This is a genomic window from Faecalibacterium faecis (assembly GCF_040096475.1).
Taxonomy (GTDB): domain Bacteria; phylum Bacillota; class Clostridia; order Oscillospirales; family Ruminococcaceae; genus Faecalibacterium; species Faecalibacterium taiwanense.
Window position 1 is genome coordinate 19607 of record NZ_JBBMEP010000003.1, and the last position, 18622, is coordinate 38228.

General features: G+C 54.6%; 19 protein-coding genes. 11 read left to right on the plus strand and 8 right to left on the minus strand.

Annotation, left to right across the window (positions count from 1 at the left end):
• Nucleotides 1-8 precede the first annotated feature (8 nt).
• Genes yedF through yqeB form a run of 5 tightly spaced genes read left to right on the plus strand, consistent with a single transcriptional unit; the run spans nucleotide 9 to nucleotide 3875 of the window.
• Nucleotides 9-614 carry a sulfurtransferase-like selenium metabolism protein YedF gene (gene yedF, locus WMO17_RS02105; protein ID WP_097775569.1) on the plus strand — a complete coding sequence of 202 codons (606 nt, stop codon included), beginning with the start codon at nucleotides 9-11 and terminating at the stop codon, nucleotides 612-614.
• Nucleotides 611-1750, plus strand: coding sequence for an aminotransferase class V-fold PLP-dependent enzyme (locus tag WMO17_RS02110; RefSeq protein WP_349137382.1), 1140 nt, complete (start codon nucleotides 611-613; stop codon nucleotides 1748-1750). Before yedF ends, WMO17_RS02110 begins: the two co-directional genes overlap by 4 nt.
• Nucleotide 1751: 1 nt before the next feature.
• Nucleotides 1752-1982, plus strand: coding sequence for a putative Se/S carrier protein (locus WMO17_RS02115; protein WP_097775510.1), 231 nt, complete (start codon nucleotides 1752-1754; stop codon nucleotides 1980-1982).
• 25 nt (nucleotides 1983-2007) lie between these two features.
• Nucleotides 2008-3063 carry an XdhC family protein gene (locus tag WMO17_RS02120; RefSeq protein ID WP_349137383.1) on the plus strand — a complete coding sequence of 352 codons (1056 nt, stop codon included), beginning with the start codon at nucleotides 2008-2010 and terminating at the stop codon, nucleotides 3061-3063.
• Nucleotides 3060-3875: a selenium-dependent molybdenum cofactor biosynthesis protein YqeB gene (yqeB, locus tag WMO17_RS02125; RefSeq protein WP_349137384.1), complete on the plus strand. Its 816-nt coding sequence runs from the start codon at nucleotides 3060-3062 to the stop codon at nucleotides 3873-3875. Before WMO17_RS02120 ends, yqeB begins: the two co-directional genes overlap by 4 nt.
• 66 nt (nucleotides 3876-3941) lie before the next feature.
• On the opposite strand, the gene WMO17_RS02130 is transcribed toward yqeB, so the two are convergent.
• Complete coding sequence (locus WMO17_RS02130; RefSeq protein ID WP_349137385.1) at nucleotides 3942-4136, minus strand: DUF3873 family protein; 195 nt, start codon at nucleotides 4134-4136, stop codon at nucleotides 3942-3944.
• Nucleotides 4137-4491: 355 nt separating this feature from the next.
• Between WMO17_RS02130 and WMO17_RS02135 the strand changes: the two genes are divergently transcribed.
• The 6 genes from WMO17_RS02135 (at nucleotide 4492) to WMO17_RS02160 (ending at nucleotide 11325) form a co-directional block, all read left to right on the plus strand.
• Nucleotides 4492-5451 carry a PhoH family protein gene (locus WMO17_RS02135; protein WP_005942102.1) on the plus strand — a complete coding sequence of 320 codons (960 nt, stop codon included), beginning with the start codon at nucleotides 4492-4494 and terminating at the stop codon, nucleotides 5449-5451.
• 53 nt (nucleotides 5452-5504) lie between these two features.
• Complete coding sequence (gene ybeY, locus WMO17_RS02140) at nucleotides 5505-5996, plus strand: rRNA maturation RNase YbeY (protein WP_097775507.1); 492 nt, start codon at nucleotides 5505-5507, stop codon at nucleotides 5994-5996.
• Between the two features lie 46 nt (nucleotides 5997-6042).
• Nucleotides 6043-6981 (plus strand): GTPase Era, encoded by a 939-nt coding sequence (era, locus tag WMO17_RS02145; RefSeq protein ID WP_349137386.1) that lies wholly within the window; start codon nucleotides 6043-6045, stop codon nucleotides 6979-6981.
• 194 nt (nucleotides 6982-7175) lie between these two features.
• Nucleotides 7176-7922, plus strand: coding sequence for a DNA repair protein RecO (recO, locus tag WMO17_RS02150; RefSeq protein WP_044953693.1), 747 nt, complete (start codon nucleotides 7176-7178; stop codon nucleotides 7920-7922).
• Between the two features lie 15 nt (nucleotides 7923-7937).
• Nucleotides 7938-10349, plus strand: coding sequence for an endonuclease MutS2 (locus WMO17_RS02155; protein ID WP_005942094.1), 2412 nt, complete (start codon nucleotides 7938-7940; stop codon nucleotides 10347-10349).
• A 109-nt stretch (nucleotides 10350-10458) separates the two neighbouring features.
• Nucleotides 10459-11325, plus strand: coding sequence for an N-acetylmuramoyl-L-alanine amidase family protein (locus WMO17_RS02160; RefSeq protein WP_243111868.1), 867 nt, complete (start codon nucleotides 10459-10461; stop codon nucleotides 11323-11325).
• A gap of 599 nt (nucleotides 11326-11924) precedes the next feature.
• Here WMO17_RS02160 and WMO17_RS02165 read toward each other — a convergent pair.
• From WMO17_RS02165 to queA, 7 genes are all read right to left on the minus strand, one after another.
• Nucleotides 11925-13130: a tyrosine-type recombinase/integrase gene (locus WMO17_RS02165; RefSeq protein ID WP_349137387.1), complete on the minus strand. Its 1206-nt coding sequence runs from the start codon at nucleotides 13128-13130 to the stop codon at nucleotides 11925-11927.
• Between the two features lie 11 nt (nucleotides 13131-13141).
• A complete protein-coding gene (gene radA / locus WMO17_RS02170; RefSeq protein WP_082210849.1) occupies nucleotides 13142-14554 on the minus strand; it encodes a DNA repair protein RadA in 1413 nt (470 codons plus the stop codon).
• 84 nt (nucleotides 14555-14638) lie between these two features.
• Complete coding sequence (locus WMO17_RS02175) at nucleotides 14639-15379, minus strand: hypothetical protein (protein WP_349137388.1); 741 nt, start codon at nucleotides 15377-15379, stop codon at nucleotides 14639-14641.
• Between the two features lie 25 nt (nucleotides 15380-15404).
• Nucleotides 15405-15800, minus strand: a complete 396-nt coding sequence (locus tag WMO17_RS02180; protein WP_294647442.1) for a TIGR04086 family membrane protein — start codon at nucleotides 15798-15800, stop codon at nucleotides 15405-15407.
• A 75-nt stretch (nucleotides 15801-15875) separates the two neighbouring features.
• Complete coding sequence (gene yajC / locus WMO17_RS02185; protein ID WP_005942086.1) at nucleotides 15876-16187, minus strand: preprotein translocase subunit YajC; 312 nt, start codon at nucleotides 16185-16187, stop codon at nucleotides 15876-15878.
• Nucleotides 16188-16260: 73 nt separating this feature from the next.
• On the minus strand, nucleotides 16261-17406 hold the full coding sequence (tgt, locus tag WMO17_RS02190; protein ID WP_349137389.1) for a tRNA guanosine(34) transglycosylase Tgt: 1146 nt from the start codon (nucleotides 17404-17406) through the stop codon (nucleotides 16261-16263).
• 97 nt (nucleotides 17407-17503) lie between these two features.
• Nucleotides 17504-18532, minus strand: a complete 1029-nt coding sequence (gene queA / locus WMO17_RS02195) for a tRNA preQ1(34) S-adenosylmethionine ribosyltransferase-isomerase QueA (protein WP_294647439.1) — start codon at nucleotides 18530-18532, stop codon at nucleotides 17504-17506.
• Nucleotides 18533-18622: the final 90 nt, after the last annotated feature.

Below are 18622 nucleotides of genomic sequence, written 5' to 3' on the forward strand. Positions count from 1 at the left end.
CAATTATGATGCTGAAAGTTGATGCCCGTGGTGACGCATGCCCGCTGCCCGTTGTAAAAGCCAAAAAGGCGATCTCTGAACTGAAGGGTGCCGGTGAGGTGGAAGTGCTGGTGGATAATGAGATCGCCGTGCAGAACCTTACCAAAATGGCCCAGCAGAAAGGTTATCAGTACAGCGCCGAAAAGCTGGCCGAGCGGGAATACCGCGTGCTGTTCACGGTCGGCGAAGCGTCCGAAACACCCACTGAAGAAGCACCGGCCTGTGCACCGGACACCCGCACGGACACGGTGGTTGCCATCAGCTCTGATAAAATGGGCATTGGCGCAGATGACCTTGGCAAGTCCCTGCTCAAGGCCTTTGTGTTCGCACTTACCCAGCAGGATCAGCTGCCCAAAACAGTGCTGTTCTATAACGGCGGCGCGTCCCTGACCTGTGAGGGTTCGCCCATGCTGGATGACCTGAAGGCACTGGAAGCACAGGGCGTGGAGATCATGACCTGCGGCACCTGCCTGAATTTCTATGGCCTGACCGAAAAGCTTGCTGTTGGCAGTGTGACCAACATGTACACCATCGTGGAAAAGCTGACGCAGGCAGGCAACGTGGTGAAACCGTGATCTATCTGGATAACGCTGCCACGACCCTGCGCAAGCCGCCGCAGGTAGAGCAGGCTGTGCTGGACGCAATGCGCACGGCAGGCAATCCGGGACGGGGTGCCCATGAGCCAACGCTGCACGCAAGCCGTCTTGTTTATGCTGCGCGGTGCGCAATGGCAAAGCTCCTCCACGCACCAGACCCGTCCTGTATTGCTTTTGCGGCAAATGCAACGGAGGCCTTGAACATTGCATTGGGTGGTCTTTTTGCACCGGGCGATCATATCATCACAACGGTATGTGAGCATAACTCTGTTCTGCGGCCGCTCTACCGGCTGCGGGAACAGGGCTTGCAGTTCAGTTTTGCGGGCGTGGATGAGCGCGGACGGCTGCAATATGATGACTGGGATAAGCTGGTTCAGCCCAATACAAAAGCGCTGGTCGTAACAGGTGCTTCCAATGTGACCGGCAACGGAACGGATCTTGCAAAAGCAGCGGGTTTTGCGCACCGGCACGGCCTGCTGCTGATCGTGGATGCGGCCCAGACGGCGGGTTCACAGCCCATTGACGTACAGGCACTGGGCATTGATGTGCTATGCTTCACCGGGCATAAGGCGCTGCTTGGCCCGCAGGGAACAGGCGGCTTGTATGTGCGCCCGGGGCTTTCCATCCGGCCATTGGTAGTGGGAGGCAGCGGCGTACACAGCTTTGATGAACAGCATCCTGCACAGATGCCCACCGCTCTGGAAGCCGGGACGCTCAATGTTCCGGGTCTGGCGGGCCTGTGTGCCGGTGTGGAATGGATTCTGGCTCAGGGTGTGGAAACGCTGTGTGCAAAAGAAACTGCACTGGCGGCGCTCTTTTATAAAAACATTCGAGATCTGCCGAACGTGAAGATCTACGGCGACCCGGAAATGGCGCTGCACGCTCCCATTATCTCGCTCAACATTGGAGACGAAGATTCAGCCCGCATTGCAGATATTCTGTGGGAGGACTACAGCATCTGTGTGCGTGCCGGCGCGCACTGTGCACCGCTGATGCATAAAGCGCTGGGCACGGTGGAACAGGGCGTGGTACGGTTCAGCTTTTCGCATTTCAATACGGAAGCCGAAGTGCTGCAGACCGCAGCCGCTGTTCAGGAGCTTGCACAGGAGATCTGATATGCGCATCAAAAAAACTTATATTGTTCTTTCATTCCGCACAACGCTGGATGCCATGGAATGGGAAAAGCAGTGCCTTGCGGAGAAGGTTCCGGGCAGGCTCATCCCACTGCCGCGCGAGATCTCCGCAGGCTGCGGCCTTGCCTGGCGGATGCTGCCGGAAGAATTTGAGCAGTGGCAGAACCGGCTGGACCCGGCACGTTACGATCAGGCCGCAGCAGTAGAACAGTAATAAAGATAAAACAGGAGAATGACGCATGGGTAAAATGCCGCTTTATACAATGCTGCAAAAAGCCCGTTCTGCGGGCGGCTGGACGATGGTGGCCCAGTTAGAGGGCGATGCCGCGGGGAGCCAGCTGCTTTTGCTGGAGGGCAGGCCTGTGTGGCAGAGGGGAGACAGCACCGTACTGCTGCAGCACCTGACAGAACTGCAGGGCTGCACAGCAGCTGGTATCCACTCTGTTGCAGGCACAGACATCTTTGCGGAGCGCTTTGGCGCGGTGCCGCAGCTGGTAGTCTGCGGCGGTGGACATGTGGCTGCAGCCGTTGTGCAGCTTGCAAAGCTGCTGGGCCTGACGGTCCTTGCAATGGATGACCGCGAGGAATACGCACAGCAGCTGCGGCTGGCCGGAGCTGATAAAGTGCTCTGCCTGCCGTTTGATAAAGCGCTTGCGCAGGTACCTGACGGCGCAGAGACTTATTTTGTGGTCGTCACCCGGGCACATGCATTTGATGTGGACTGCCTGAAGGTGATATTAAAAAAGCCTGCAGCCTATGTTGGCATGATGGGCAGCCGCGGGCGTGCCGCACTGGTGCGCCGTCAACTTCTGGAAGCCGGTATCGATGCCGAAAGAGTGGAGGCGTTGTACGCCCCCATCGGGCTTTCCATCGGCTCACAGACGGCAGAGGAGATCGCACTTTCCATTCTGGCACAGATCGTATCGATCAAGAATGCGCGTCCGCAGACGGAGGGCTTTTCATCTGCCCTTCTGGAAGCCATGGCTCAGACAGATGCCGCCGGGCAGCAGGCGGTGCTTGCCGTGATTGCGGCGCGGCACGGCTCTACGCCGCGGGAAATCGGCGCAAAAATGCTGGTTCGCACAGACGGCTCTATTGTGGGCAGCGTGGGCGGCGGTATTATGGAGCACCGCACCATTCTGGCTGCACAGGAAATGCTGACGGGAGCTGCTCCGGCGTATCAACGGCTGCATTTTTCGGCAGACGGCAAAAATGATGATGCAGCAATTGCTGCCTGCGGTGGGTCTATGGAGATCGTATTGACTCGACTCCAGCCCGGAGAGGAGATCAAATGAAGAAGGATGCACTGATCCTTGTGCGCGGCGGCGGCGACCTTGCTACCGGCACCATTCACCGGCTGTGGAGCGCAGGCCTGCGTGTGCTGGTGCTGGAAGCGGAGCATCCGGCGGCGATCCGGCGGCAGGTTTCTCTGTGCGAAGCCGTTTATGAAGGTGAGACCGCCGTTGAAGGTCTGCGTGCGGTACGGATCGAAACTCTGGCGCAGGAAGAAGAAGTCTGGAAACAGAATGCCGTTCCTGTTCTGGTGGACCCGCAAGGCAAAAGCATTGCGCCGGCAAAGCCGGATGTCCTTGTGGATGCGATCCTTGCCAAAAAGAATCTTGGCACAACGCGGGATATGGCACCCCTGACCATTGCACTCGGCCCCGGTTTCACGGCCGGGCAGGATGTGGATGTGGTGGTGGAGACCAAACGCGGCCACCGGCTGGGACGCATCATTCGGGATGGCAGTGCCATCCCTGATACCGGCATTCCCGGAATCGTTGGAGGCTACGGCAAAGAGCGCGTGATCCATGCCGGCACGGCCGGTATATTTATGGATCTCCGCAAAATTGGAGATATCGTGGAAGCGGGTGAGACCATTGCGCAGATCCGCACGGCAGATGGTGCCATGATCTCTGTGACCACGCAGATCACGGGCATTCTGCGCGGACTTCTGCGCAGCAGTTATCCGGTAACGCCCGGTTTTAAGGTGGCCGATATAGACCCCCGCAAAGAGGAACTTTCCAACTGTTTTCTCATTTCGGATAAGGCCCGCTGCATCGCGGGCAGTGTGCTGGAACTTGTCTGCGCTCAACTGTGGAAATAAAACTGTATAAAGCAAAAACCTCCGCTTCCCGGCGGCAGTACCGACAGGGAAGCGGAGGTTTCTATTTCAGTTGCGGTAGCAGCGGTCCTGACCTACCAGCCAGTCCTCACACAGGCGCTGTGCTTCCTCCAAACTGCGGCTCTCGCAGTCGAAGAATGCACCGTGCATCGAGCGATAGGAGTAGTGAACTCTCGGAATACCGTTGCCATCCTTTAAGCGTTCGCAGCGTTCTTCACCGGGCATCAGAAAAAGTTGTTCCATGGTTCCTTCTCCTTTGATTTCAGCATTCCGGAGCGGCCGGCCGGGTGCAAGCCGCACAACGCTTGCTATTGTAGCACGCAGGGGAAAAGTTTGCTATTGCCTTTTTGGCCAAAGATATGTTTTGTTTTTCTCTGTGGTTGTGGCACAAAAGGTCTTGACAAGATCATTCGTACAGGATGCATTCCTGTTTCTGCATTTTCTTTTTTGCCGCTGACGCTTTGCATGGGCAGCTGCCTTGGCGTATGAAAAAACCGATGGAACGGATGAAAATATTTTGTTTACTTTTCACAGTTTTCTTCTCGAGATTTTGGTGGTACAATAGAAGCATTAAAATATATCCTTTCAGGAGGAGCACATGGCAGAAAAGAATATTGAACTGGATAGTGTAGAGGTCGCCGCAGCTGTTTTTGGCAACTGCGACCGGAACATCCGTCTGCTGGAGAACGAATTTTCTGTTACGGCGGTCTGCCGGGGCACGCAGCTGCGGCTTTCAGGCGAACCGGCCAATGTTGCTGCGGCCAGCCGCGCTGTGGAGGGAATGCTGCTTCTGATCGAGAATCATACACCGCTGGAAGACCAGACCGTGCGCTACTGCATCAGTCTGGCGCACGACGGAGCAGAAAAACGGGTCAAGGAACTGACCGAAGATTTTGTTACCGTAACGGTCAAGGGGCGGCCGATCCGGCCCAAAACACTGGGCCAGAAGGAATATCTCAATGCCATCCGCACCAATGCCATCACCTTTGGTGTTGGCCCGGCGGGTACCGGCAAAACCTATCTGGCCGTTGCCATGGCGGTAAAGGCTTTTAAAGCCAAGGATGTTTCCCGCATCGTGCTCACCCGCCCGGCAGTGGAAGCAGGTGAAAAGCTGGGCTTTCTGCCCGGTGATCTGCAGCAGAAGGTAGACCCTTATCTGCGCCCGCTGTATGACGGCCTGTTTGATATGCTGGGTGCCGAAACTTACGAGCGCCTTGTGGAAAAGCAGATCATTGAGGTTGCACCGCTTGCCTATATGCGCGGACGCACACTGGATGATTCCTTTATCATTCTGGACGAGGCACAGAACACCACACCGGAGCAGATGAAAATGTTCCTCACACGTATGGGTGTCGGCTCCAAGGTGGTGGTTACCGGTGATGTGACCCAGATCGATCTGCCGGAACGCACCCGCAGCGGTCTTGTGGATGCACTGCACGTGCTTAAAAATGTAAATGGGATTGCACAGTGCTATTTTACTGAGAAAGATGTTGTGCGCCACCGTCTTGTGCAGGAAATTATCAAGGCTTACGAAAAGGCTGCACACCCTGAAAAATAAAATCACCAGAATTCATATAAAGACATCAAAAACAGAAAGGAGTGGACTGATTTATGTCCAATAAAGTTTTGATCACCAATTCACAGAAGGCCGTCAAGGTTCCTTCCGGTCTGCGCATTCTCATCCGCCGTGCCTGTAATGCCGTGCTGGAGTATGAGCATTTTGAAGCTCCTGCAGAGATCAGCGTGACCTTTGTGGATAACGCCGCCATTGCTGAGCTGAACAACCAGTACCGCAACAAGCCCATGCCCACCGACGTGCTGAGCTTCCCTCTGGGTGTAGACGGCAAATATGATGTTGACGAGAACAACGGCTGCAAAATGCTGGGTGACATCGTCATCAGTATGGAGCGTGCACAGGAGCAGGCAAACCTCTACGGCCATCCGCTGCAGCGTGAGGTAGCGTTCCTGACGGTGCACTCCATGCTGCACCTGCTGGGCTACGACCACGAAAATGGCGGTCTGGAAGCCATGCGGATGCGTGAGAAAGAGGAAGCTGTTCTGCTGCAGCTGGGCCTGCCGCGCACCGTAAGCTATACCGAGTAATTGATTCACCGTGCGGTTGCCGCACAATACAGACAGGAGCTAGATTTTGAGTAACGCTACACCCATTCAGGGGCATTATGATACTTCTTCCGTTTTTGTGGCTGTCATTGGCCGTCCCAATGTTGGCAAATCCAGTCTGACCAACCTTCTGGTTGGCGAAAAGGTAGCCATCGTCACTTCCAAGCCGCAGACCACCCGTACCCGCATTACCGGCGTGATCACCCGCGGGCCGCTGCAGTATGTGCTGCTGGATACACCCGGTGTGCACAAGGCGCGCAACAAACTGGGTAAACGGATGGATAAGACTGCCAGCGATTCCATTGCAGATGTGGATGTTTCCATGATGCTGTTTGAGCCTTACGGCGCACTGAATGAATCGGAAATGGTGCTGGTGGATATGCTGCGCAGCAGCGGCGGCCCGGCAATTGCAGTCATCAACAAGACCGACCTTGTCAAGGAGCCTGCTGATCTGGAAGCCCGCAAAGAAGAGCTGAAGGCATTGGGTGTATTCGGCGATATCTACACCATCAGCGTCCGTGATAACGACGGCTGCGAAGTGCTGTTCGATGCTTTGAGCCGCTATGCTGTGGAAGGCCCGCATTATTTTGATGATGATGCCTACACGGATATGCCGGAAAAGGAGCTTGTGGCGGAGGTCATCCGTGAAAAGGCCCTGCTGTTCATGCGCGACGAGATCCCCCATGGCATTGCTGTTGTGGTGGAGCGCTTCAAAGAGCGCCCGGGTATCGACCTGATCGATATTGATGTAAATATCTACTGCGAGCGCGAAAGCCACAAGGGCATGGTCATTGGAAAAGGCGGTGCAATGCTGAAAAAAATTGCCAGTGCTGCCCGTGCAGACTGCGAAGAGTTTTTGGGTTGCCGCGTCAATCTGCAGTGCTGGGTAAAGGTAAAATCCGATTGGCGTGATAACGAGTTCCTGCTGAACAACTTTGGCTTCAAGCAGAACACCAATAACCGCTGACACTTGCCAAAGCAGGACAGAATTCCCTTGGATGAACGGTTAAAATAAACCTGACACTATCCGTAACAGGGAAGAGGTGCTGCAAATGGATGCACAAGCAAGCTGGCAGGCGTTTGCCTGCACGGGAAACATTCTTCGTTATCTCGATTATAAACAACAGCGGCCGGAAGAAACCCCGGCAGAGGACCAAGAAAATGGAAGCCTTTGTAACCACGGGTCTGGTGCTGAAGGAGACCCGCTATAAGGAGTCGGACCGCATTCTGACGATCCTGACACCGGAACTGGGCGTGATCTCGGCAGCAGCGCAGAGCAGCCTGCGGCTGAAGAGCAAGCTGTTCAGCGCGTGCGGGCTGTTCTGCTATTCCGAGTTCACACTGGTGCCGGGCCGCAACATGTACACTGTGCGGGAAGCGGAAGTAAAAAATGTCTTTCACGGCATCTCGTCCAGTATTGAGGGCATGAGCCTTGCCATGTATATGGCTGAAATGGCAATGACCCTTTCGCCCACCGGGCAGGAGGCACAGCGGGAGCTTCGGCTGCTACTCAACTGTTTCTATATGATCAGCGAGAGCAAAACGGATCTGCGGGTGATCAAGGCCGTGTTTGAACTGCGCACAATGAGCGAGTGCGGCTTTATGCCGCAGATCGTGTGCTGCCGCGATTGCAGCGCCTATGATGGTGCTGCGTTCTATCTGGATGTGCAGGAAGGCCATCTGCTCTGTGCAGACTGCGCCGCAAAAGCAGGAAAGACCTGCAACCTTGATCAGGGCGCACTGTATGCGCTGCGGCACATCTGCCTTGTGGACGACAAAAAAATATTTGCATTCAAAATTTCTGTGGGCAGTCTGGAAAAGCTTTCCGCAGTGGCAGAGCGCTATGCACTGACCCACATGGACAAGCCTTTGAAAAGCTATGACTTTTTAAAGACCCTGCTGCCCTGAGCATAAAGGGAACCTATGGAAACAAGTTACTTAAAAACTCTGGAACTGGATAAGATCATCGCCCGTGCCGCAGAGGGCTGCGTGTGCAAGGAAGCGCGCGAAATGCTGCTTGCCACTCAGCCGCAGTGCGACCCGGACGAGGTGCGCTATGCGCTGGAACAGACCGATGCCATCAACACCCTGCTGATCAAAAACGGCTCCCCGCGCTTTGGCGGCGTGGAGAATGTCAGTCAGCTGGCGGCCCGCGCCGTAAAAGGCGGCGTACTTTCAATGGGCGAGCTGTTGATGGTGGCTGGTGCACTGCGCAATTTTCAGAATCTTTCAAGCTGGTATGGCGCTTCGGAGCACGACGCTCTGCCTACAGACGATCTGTTCTATGCGCTGGCACCGCAGCCGGGCCTGGAACAGCAGATCTCCAGCGCCATTCTGGCACCGGATGCCATGGCAGACACGGCCTCTCATACCCTGAACGACCTGCGCAAAAAGATCCGCGCAACGGAGAATAGCATCCGTGACCGTCTGGAGAGCATGGTCCGCAATATGGATACCTCCAAGTATCTACAGGAAAGCGTGGTTTCCATGCGCAATGGCCGGTATGTTGTGCCGGTCAAGAGCGAATACCGCGGTGAGGTGAGCGGCATTATTCATGATGTTTCGTCTACCGGAGCCACCGTCTTTGTGGAGCCGCAGGCCGTTGTGGAAGCCAATGCCCGCATTTTGCAGTACCGTGCGCAGGAAGCGCAGGAGATTGAGCGCATTCTGGTGGCCTTTACCGCACAGGTGGCCGCCATTGAGCCGCAGTTCCAGTACAGCTACAAGGCTATGCTGGAGATCGATGTTCTGCTGGCAAAGGCACGGCTGGCTTTGGATCTCAAGGCATTCAAGCCTGCTGTCCGCACCGACGATTCCTTCTCGCTGATCCGTGCGCGCCACCCGCTGATCGATCCTAAAAAGTGCGTGCCTGTGGATATTGCTCTGGGCAGGGATTACGATTCTCTGATCATCACCGGACCGAACACCGGTGGCAAAACCGTCACCTTGAAAACAGCGGGCCTGCTGTGCGCCATGGCGCAGTGCGGCTTTCTGATCCCGGCTGACGAGCGCAGCGAGATCTGCGTATTTGACGAATTTCTGGTGGATATCGGCGATGAACAGAGCATTGAGCAGAGCCTTTCCACCTTCTCCGGTCATATGAAAAAGATCACCGGCATTCTGGAGCTTGCCATGCCGCACACACTGGTGCTGCTGGACGAGCTTGGTGCCGGTACCGACCCCGCCGAAGGTGCTGCGCTGGCTGTGGCCATCATTGAAGAGCTGCGCCGCCGCGGCGTGCTGCTGATGGCCACCACTCACTACGCTGAGCTGAAGGTGTTTGCTCTGGAAACCAAGGGCGTTGTCAATGCCAGCTGTGAGTTTGATCTGGAAACGCTGCGCCCGACCTATAAGCTGAGCGTCGGCGTGCCGGGCAAATCCAATGCGTTCCTCATCAGCGAAAAGTTGGGCATCCCGGAGCGCGTGATCGAAGCGGCACAGCAGCATCTTTCCGCAGAGGATAAGCGTCTGGATGCCGTTCTGGGACAGCTGGATGATCTGAAGCTGCAGCTGAAGGAAAGCCAGAACGAGGTGGAAGAGCTGAAAAATGAAGCTTCCCACCAGCTGGAAGCCGCGCAGAAAAAGCGTGATGAGCTGATCCGTCAGGGCGAAAATGAACTGGAAGCTGCCCGTGCTAAGGCTCGTGCGCTGGCACAACAGGTGGAAAGTCAGGCTTACGCCTTGACCGATGAACTGCGTCAGCTGCAGAAGGACGAGCGCATGAGCACCCAGCAGAAAGCTCAGCGCGCCCGCGAGATCGCCAAAAAAGAATCGGAAAAGCTGTTTATCGGCTCTGAGGCGGTGCATAACCCCGTCAAGGAATTTGTGCCGCTGAAAGAGGTCAAGGTAGGGCAGGAGGTCTGCATTGCAGAGCTGAACCAGCTGGCCACCGTATTGGCCCTGCCGGATAAAAACGGCGATGTTCTGGTGCGTGCAGGCATCATCAAGACCAAAGTTCCGCTCAAGGGCTTGAAACAGCCGGAAAAGCTGGTCAAGGAAAAGAAACCGCAGACTAAAGCACAGCAGCGCTATTCCCGCCTGACCGGCGATGCCAACCGCCCGAACGGCAGGGTAGAGAGGGTACAGCGTTCCGCCAAGATGGAATGCAATCTGCTGGGCCTGACGGTGGACGAAGCGCTGCCGGAGGTGGATTCCTTTATCGACCGTGCCATCCTGAACGGACAGACAGTGGTTTATCTGATCCACGGCAATGGAACCGGTGCGCTGCGCACAGCTATCCACAAGCATCTGCGCGGCAACCGCATGGTCAAAAGCTTCCGTCTGGGCCGTTATGGCGAGGGTGAAAGCGGCGTGACCGTGGTAGAGCTGAAATAAAGAAAAAGCTATCCGAAGGATTTTTCGGGTAGCTTTTTCTTACATTGAAGGAATTTGCAGAGCAGGATCGTATTCTATAAAGAATGCTAATATAAGGATGTAAGCCAAAATGGCAAAACGATATTCCAATGCCGCGCACTCAAAAAGACGAAAACAGACTTCTCATGTGCTCAAAAATACGGTCATTCTGCTTTTTTGCGCAGTGGGCATCTGGTTTGGCAGCTCACTCTGGCATGCAGCGCTGACTCTGCAGACAGCTCAGCCAGCGGAAAGCATCGCCGGTGAAGAATTCCGTCCGCAGGTCGGTGATCCGCCTTACCGCGTGGTGATCGATGCCGGGCACGGTGGAGCAGACCCGGGTGCAAGGGGAGTGATCGAAGAAAAAGATATGACCGCAGCAACCGCCTCGGAACTGATCCGGTTGCTGCAGCAGGACTCTAATTTTATTCCGCTGCAGACCCGTGACAGCTTTGATGAAACCACTACGCCCGCCCAGCGTGCCGCCAGAGCGGACGAACAGGCACCGCAGCTGCTGCTTTCCATCCACGGCAACTCAGCTGCAAATGGCTCCACTGCATCCGGCTTTGAGTGCTATCCGGCAGTGCCGGGCCGGACTTGGCATCAGGAAAGCTTTTACTTTGCGCAGCTGCTTGCCAAAGGAATGCAGGCTGCAGGAGCATCTCTGCGTGGGCGCGGGGGAGTCCGATACATTTATTATCTGGAAAACGATCAGAAGCAACTGGTGGAAAGCACCCACACCGAGGTGCGTGCAGAGCGAAGCTTTACGTTGCTGGAAGATGTAAATTGTCCGGCAGTGCTGGCAGAGCAATGCTTTGTAACGAATGAAGCAGATGTTGCACAGTTCGGCAGCGAAGAAGGTTGTAAAAAAACAGCCCGCGTTTATTACGAAGCAATCTGTGCATACTTTGGCACACAGCCGCAGGCCGAGCAGCTTGCCGGGTTCACTTTAAATTAAAAAGTATCAGCATAGCATCACCAAAGGAGAAGAAGCGATAACATTCTGAACCCAACACCATACAGCCATCAGTATTTTAAGACCGCTGAACTCATAACCAGAAGAGAAGGGCGGTCTTATTTTTTTGATTGCATAATTTTCGTATAATGCACGTTATGCGAAATGCAGGGAAGTGAAAAATCTCTATTTTCCTGAATCTGGCCTTTTTCCGCGACCTGCGGATCTGCAGCCATCTGTAATACCGTATGATTCAACTTTTGCGTTTTTTATATTTTTGTGTCTCATTAGTATTTTGGTGCTACAATCTTTTTATGGACTTACAAATTACAAAGCTGCACAGTCTGCCGCTGCCATGCGCGCTTGCATTTTATTTTTCCAGATTCTCTTTTTATGTTGCTATAAGTTCTGTGGTCATTCTGATCTTTTTATTTTTCTGCGCACGACCATTTGCTCGTGCGATTTCAAATCGCTGGCCAGATCACAGCGTATCATTCCATTATTTATATAAATATATCTATAAAAATACCGCCGATGACATATCCGCACTTTGGACGCGTCACAGACGGTATCGTTCCATTTTATGGGTATTCTTATGTGGTTCAGGAATTTCCGTTTCCAGCGTTCGCATCAGGCTTCATTGCAAGCACGGAAGCATCCAGCCCGATGCCATCCTGAGCCGCACCCTCAAAGGCTTTCATGGGCACAGACGAAAGTTCCTCATCCAGAGCTGAATCCTCTGCTGTCTCCCCTGTTTCCTTTTCTGTTGTATCCAAGATGTGAGAAGATGCTTTGGGCTTTTTAACCTTGCCCAGCGGGTTTTCTTCAATAGCCGCGCGCACCTGAAATTCCTGTAGGTGCGTATAAATTTGTGTGGTAGACACGTTGCTGTGGCCCAAAAGCTGCTTGAGTGTAAGGATATCTACATTGCCGGTCTGATACATCAGAGTTGCGGCAGTGTGGCGCAGCTTATGTGTGGAAAAGCCTTTTAATCCGGCTGCTTTCATTGCACCGGTTACTAGCTGTTCTACCCTGCGGTTCGAGATACGCTCTTTGCGCCGTCGGGTAATAAAGACCGCCTTTTCCTGCGGCAGAAGCCCCTCCATCGTATTGCGTTTGCCCAGATACAGCCGCAATGCTTCCATGCAGGCATCATTCAGATAAACCATGCGCTCCTTGTGGCCCTTGCCAAACAGGCGTATCTGGCGGTTTTCCAAATCAATGTCGTCCAGATTCATGCCGACAAGCTCTGCCAGACGCATTCCACAGTTCAAAAACAGCGTCACCATGCAATAATCCCGCTCCGGAAAATCGCTTTGGGTCTGCGTGCTTTCCAATAACTCCATGGACTGCTCCGCCGTCAGATATTTGGGCAGTACCTTATCCTGTTTGGGTGGGTGGATGGCCGCAGTTGGATCTGTATCCAGCCGGTTGACCTGATTGACCAGGTAATCATAAAAGCCGTGCAGGCTTGCCAGCCGCCGGGCCGTTGAAGACTTTTTGTTGCCGCACTCGCGGTTTAAAAAGTACAGATATTCGTAGATATCCTCCTTTGTTACGGAGGCCCAGAATGCGGTGTCCAGCCCTTTGGGGTCGATATCCTTCATCTCGCTGTCTTCGGGCACAAGCCCACGGCGGCGCTTCATAAAACGGCTGAATCCGCGCAGATCACAGTAGTAGCTGAACGCCGTGTTTGCGCTTTTGCCCGCGATCACTTCCAGATAGCGGACGTATTCTACAATGTCCGGCGCAGCATCATCGAAGGGCTTGTGCTTGCCGGGATTTTTCTCGTCCAGATAGATCGACATTGTTTTTCCTCTTATAAGCGGTCAGATTTCAGGGCATTGATCGCATCGGTGATATAAGCCGCGCCGATCAGCTGCATTCCAGGATAATCTGCCGGGCTCAAATGATTCAGGCTGTGCTTCGGGATCACCGCACGTTCAAAGCCGATACGCTCTGCCTCATGCAGGCGCTGTTCCAGATTGGGTACGCTGCGCACTTCACCGCCAAGGCCGACCTCGCCAATGGCGATCAGCTTATCGCTGACGGGCCTGTCCAGCAGCGAGGAGACCATACTCAAGCAGACAGAAAGATCACAGGCAGTATCACGCAGCGCAATGCCGCCCACGATGTTGATATATACATCCAGGTTTCCAAAGAAATACCCTGCACGCTTTTCCAGCACAGCGATCAGCAGATTCATGCGGTTGTAGTCGTAGCCGCTGCAGGCACGGCGCGGTGCTGGAAAATTGGTTTTGGTTGCAAGGGCCTGAATTTCGCTCAAAATAGGACGGCTGCCCTCCATGGTACAGGCCACACAGTTGCCGGAAACGCCAAGAGGACGGCCTTCCAGCAGCATCTGTGAAGGGTTTTCGATCTCAGCAAGGCCCTGCCCCGTCATATCAAACATGCCCAGCTCATTGGTGGAGCCATAACGGTTCTTGGCCGCACGCAGGATGCGGTACGGCAGCATTTTATCGCCCTCAAAGTAAAGCACCGTATCCACGATATGCTCCATGACTTTGGGGCCTGCAATGGCACCGTCCTTGTTCACATGGCCCACAATGAACATGGGGATCTCCTGCTTTTTGGCCACGGCCAGCAGGCGGGCCGCACTTTCCTTGACCTGACTTACCGTACCGGCGGAGGACGAGATATCCATGCAGCGCATCGTCTGGATGGAGTCGATGACCACGAGATCCGGCTTTTCTTTTTCGATCAGGCCGCAGATCTCGTCCACATCATTCTCCGCTGCCAGAAAGATGTTATCCTGCGGCACTTTCAGCCGGGCAGCGCGCAGCTTGACCTGCCGCACCGATTCCTCGCCAGTGATATACAAAACGCTGTGCTGGTTGGAAATGGCACCGCACAGCTGCAGAAGCATAGTAGATTTGCCCACACCCGGCTCACCGCTCAAAAGCACAACGCCGCCCAGCACAATGCCGCCGCCAAGTACACGGTCCAGCTCCGAAATGCCGGTCAGAATACGGCTTTTTTCTTCGGTCATGCTGATCTCAGAAAGGCGTTTTGCGGTCAGGGTGGTCACCCCTTCCGGGCGGGCGGCTGCCGCCTGTTTGGCTGCGGCAGTACCTGCTTTGGGGGCTTCCGCTACAACGTCCTCGTTCATCGTGTTCCAGCTGCCGCAGCTTGGGCAGCGGCCCATCCAGCGGGGGCTTGTCTCGCCGCAGTTGGAACACACATATACAGTTTTCAGTTTTGGTTCCTTCATCAAAAAAGCTCCTGTTACATTGTCTTGGCTTTATTATTCTCTATTGTAGCATATAACAAGCAAACCCGCAAGAAAAGCCCTTGCTCAAAGCCTGCTTCCAATGCTTGCAAGCGCTGCAGAAATGCCGCACAGCGGCACAAATAACGTCAGCGTCAGCAGATACTGCCGGATGAATCCATGTGGCCGGACGATCTCCCGGTCAGGCCCTGCTGCAAAAAAGGAACAGACGCGGATCTGGCTGCTCACCCGCAGAGAATCTGTGCCGAGCGTGCACAGCCCTGCAGAAGCAGCTGCCGCAGGCAGAAATGCAAGCAGCAGAAGCCACGTTTCCTTTTTCAGTGCCGTGTCGGAAAGCAGCTGCACAAACAGCGTCCCGTTTCCCAGCCCATAGAACATCGTAAACAAAAAGATCAAAACCGGCCCCAGTGCGGAAAAGCCCATCAGGAACAGAAGGGTCGCGGCCGCAGCCAGCGTAAGATATTCCATTCCGAAAAGGCTGGCCGCAGTATGTGCATCTGCAGCGGCAAACAGGCCGCGCCAGCTTTGCAGGTAATATTGCAGCCAGTCCGGCTGCTGCTTTTCGCAGAAAGCCAGAAGCACGCCAGCTGAGCCAGAGCCGATCAGAAAGGCACAGACGAGCAGCCAGCAGGTTTTCTGCCGGGTTTCCGTGTTATGTCTCTGCAGCGGTGAAGGCACTTCCGGTGCGGATCGTTCTGGCGGCAGTGTTTTCTGCGGCTGCGGCAGAAGCGCAGCTTCACCTGTGGGAAGCGGCTGCGCGGCTTCTGGCAAATGCGCTGGCGTTCCTGTTTGCTGATAGACCCACATGATCGAACCTCCTTGTTTTATTTGTTCAGCTGCGGCGCTTTTTCTCCCGGGTCACCATGCCCAGCAATCCGCCAATACTGCCGCACAGGATCAGCACAGCAAACCGCAGCAGCGGCGGCTCTTCCGTAAGCGTACCGGAAGGAACGCTGAGCACCACGAGCAATGCCGCATAAAACAGGCCCTGTACAAGCCCGCACAGCAGGCCGCGTTCCTTTTTGCAAAATGCAGCGATCCAACCGCTGCAAAGGCTCCCTGCACCAACGGCTGCTGTTGCCAGCGGCGGTGCGGCGGCACCAGAATAGCCCTGTGCTGTCATCAGCGCTGCCATTGCGGCCAGCCAGCCCGCTGTGACCATAACGCCGACTGCCCCCGCCAGCAGAAGAACCCGGAGTTCCGCCGGGAAAAGATTTTTCTCAGACATAAAAACGCGCCTCCCTGCCAGTAATCTATGCAGGAAGACGCGTTTGATATGCTCTTAATTGTTTGAAGAAAAAGCTTACTTCTTGTCAGCCTTGTCCATGTTCAGCTTTTCAACAGCGGAAATTGCAGTCTTGGTGAAGCGGATCTTCACACGGTCAGCACCGGTCTCCAGAACAAAGGTATCGTCCTTGATTGCAACAACACGGCCAATGACGCCGCCAATGGTGGTGACCTGATCGCCGATCTCCAGGCTGCTGCGCATTGCGGCATCCTTCTTTTCCTGCTTCTTCTGGGGACGATAGATCATGAAGTACAGCAGAACCAGCATCAGAGCCAGTGTGAAGAACAGGCTGATGTAGCCTTCGGAAGTGGTAGTCAGAAATTGCATGGGGCAAAATCTCCTCTCAAAATTCAGATAAGCTTATTATACCTTTTTAAACGACCTGTTGCAAGGCTTATTCTCAAATTCGGGTATCCAGAAGCTTTACATATTTATCGTGGAAAGCCGTGAAGGTGCCTGCATCCAGCTCATCCCGGATGCGCTCCATCAGATGGTTATAGAACCACAGGTTGTGCATGACGGCAAGGCGCATTCCCAAAATCTCCTCCGCTTTGAACAGGTGGCGGATATAGGCGCGGGAATAGCTGCGGCAGACCGGACAGCCACAGGCAGGATCAATAGGGCGTTCATCGCGCTCATACTTTGCATTCTTGATGTTGATGATACCGCCCCAGGTGTTCAAGTGGCCGTGGCGTGCATTACGGCTGGGCATCACGCAGTCAAACAGATCCACACCGCGGGAAACTGCCTCAATGATATTGCCGGGGGTGCCAACGCCCATCAGGTAGCGGATCTTATCCTTGGGCATGTGGGGCTCCACCTGACTGATCATTTCATACATCACCTCGGTGGGCTCGCCCACAGCCAGACCGCCGATGGCGTAACCGTCCAGATCGAGGTCTGCGATCTGCTTCATGTGCTCCACACGCAGATCAGCAAAGGTACAGCCCTGATTGATGCCAAACAGCAGCTGATCGGGATTCACGGAAATGCCCTCGTGCTTCAGGCGGGCCATTTCATCCTTGCAGCGCTTCAGCCAACGGGTCGTTCGTTCGCAGCTGGCCTTGGAATAATCGTGCTGTGCGGGGTTCTCCACACATTCATCAAAAGCCATGGCGATGGTAGAACCAAGGTTTGCCTGGATCTGCATACTCTCTTCCGGTCCCATAAAGATGCGGTGGCCGTCCAGATGGGAGGCAAAGGTCACGCCCTCTTCGGTGATCTTGCGCAGCTTTGCCAGACTGAATACCTGAAATCCACCACTGTCGGTCAGAATGGGGCCGTTCCAGCGGGTAAATTTGTGCAGACCGCCCATATCGGCTACCAGCTTGTCGCCGGGGCGAAGGTGAAGATGATAAGTATTGCACAACATCACCTGCGCACCGATCTCCTTAAGGTCATGGGCCGAAAGGCCACCCTTGATAGCACCGGCAGTAGCCACGTTCTGAAAAGCGGGCGTCTGCACCGTGCCGTGCACGGTCTTGAACTCGCCCCGCCGGGCGTCGTGTTCCTGCTTGAGCAGTTTGTAGGTCGTCAAAGAAGGCATAGTTTTTATTCCTTTCTGTGCACGGAAAACAGCCGTGCAATCTTCATGAAAAAGCCCGGGATCAGGCTCATCAACAACAGAATAGCGGGAAAAATAATCAAAGAATCAGCATCGCATCGCCAAAAGAGAAGAATCTATAACGTTCCTCCACAGCCACCTTATAGGCTGCCATGGTCTTTTCGTAGCCATACAGGGCCGACACCAGCATGATAAGGGTGCTTTCCGGCAGGTGGAAGTTGGTGATCAGGCCGTCGATGCAGTTGAACTTCACGCCTGGATACAGGAAGATAGAAGTGTTGCCGCTGCAGGCGCGGATCTCGCCGTACTTTGCGGCAACGGCTTCCAGCGTGCGGCAGCTGGTAGTGCCCACTGCGATCACACGGTGACCGGCAGCCTTGGTATCGCGGATCATCTGCGCCGTTTTTTCGTCGATGCAGTACCATTCGCTGTGCATTTTGTGATCCGAGATCTCGTCCTCCTGTACAGGGCGGAAGGTGCCCAGACCCACATGCAGGGTCACTTCGGCAATGTTCACGCCCTTGGCGCGGATGGTATCCATCAGCTCCGGCGTGAAATGAAGGCCGGCCGTAGGGGCTGCAGCACTGCCAAGCTCCTTGGCATAGACGGTCTGGTACTGGCTCTGATCCTCCAGCTGCTTGGTGATATAGGGCGGCAAAGGCATTTTGCCAAATTCGTCCAGCTTTTCATAAAGGGTCTCGGTATCGTAATAGAATGTAACGTACTTGTTGCCGTCCTCCATGGTCTCGTCCACCACGGCGGTCAGGCTGCCGTCACCAAAGCTCACCTTCGTGCCGGGCTGCATCCGCTTGCCGGGCTTTGCAAGGCATTCCCACTGGTCACCTTTGACCTGACGCAGCAAAAGCAGCTCACACACAGCACCGGTGGGCTGCTTGACGCCCACGATGCGGGCAGGCAGGACCTTGGAATTGTTTACCACCAGCAGGTCGCCCGGCTCTAAAAATTCCGGTAGATCGTGGAAGATCTTGTGCTGGATGCTGTCGTCTTTCTGGCTCAGCACCATCAGCCGTGCAGAGTCTCTGGGGTCAGCCGGCTCCTGTGCAATGAGCTCTTTGGGTAAATCATACCAAAAATCTTTTTTTAACATAGCGTTCAATTTGCCTTTCCGATGATTGACACGGACACCGTATCAATGATATCATAAAATCTGTATAAACAGTATCTATTATATTGCATC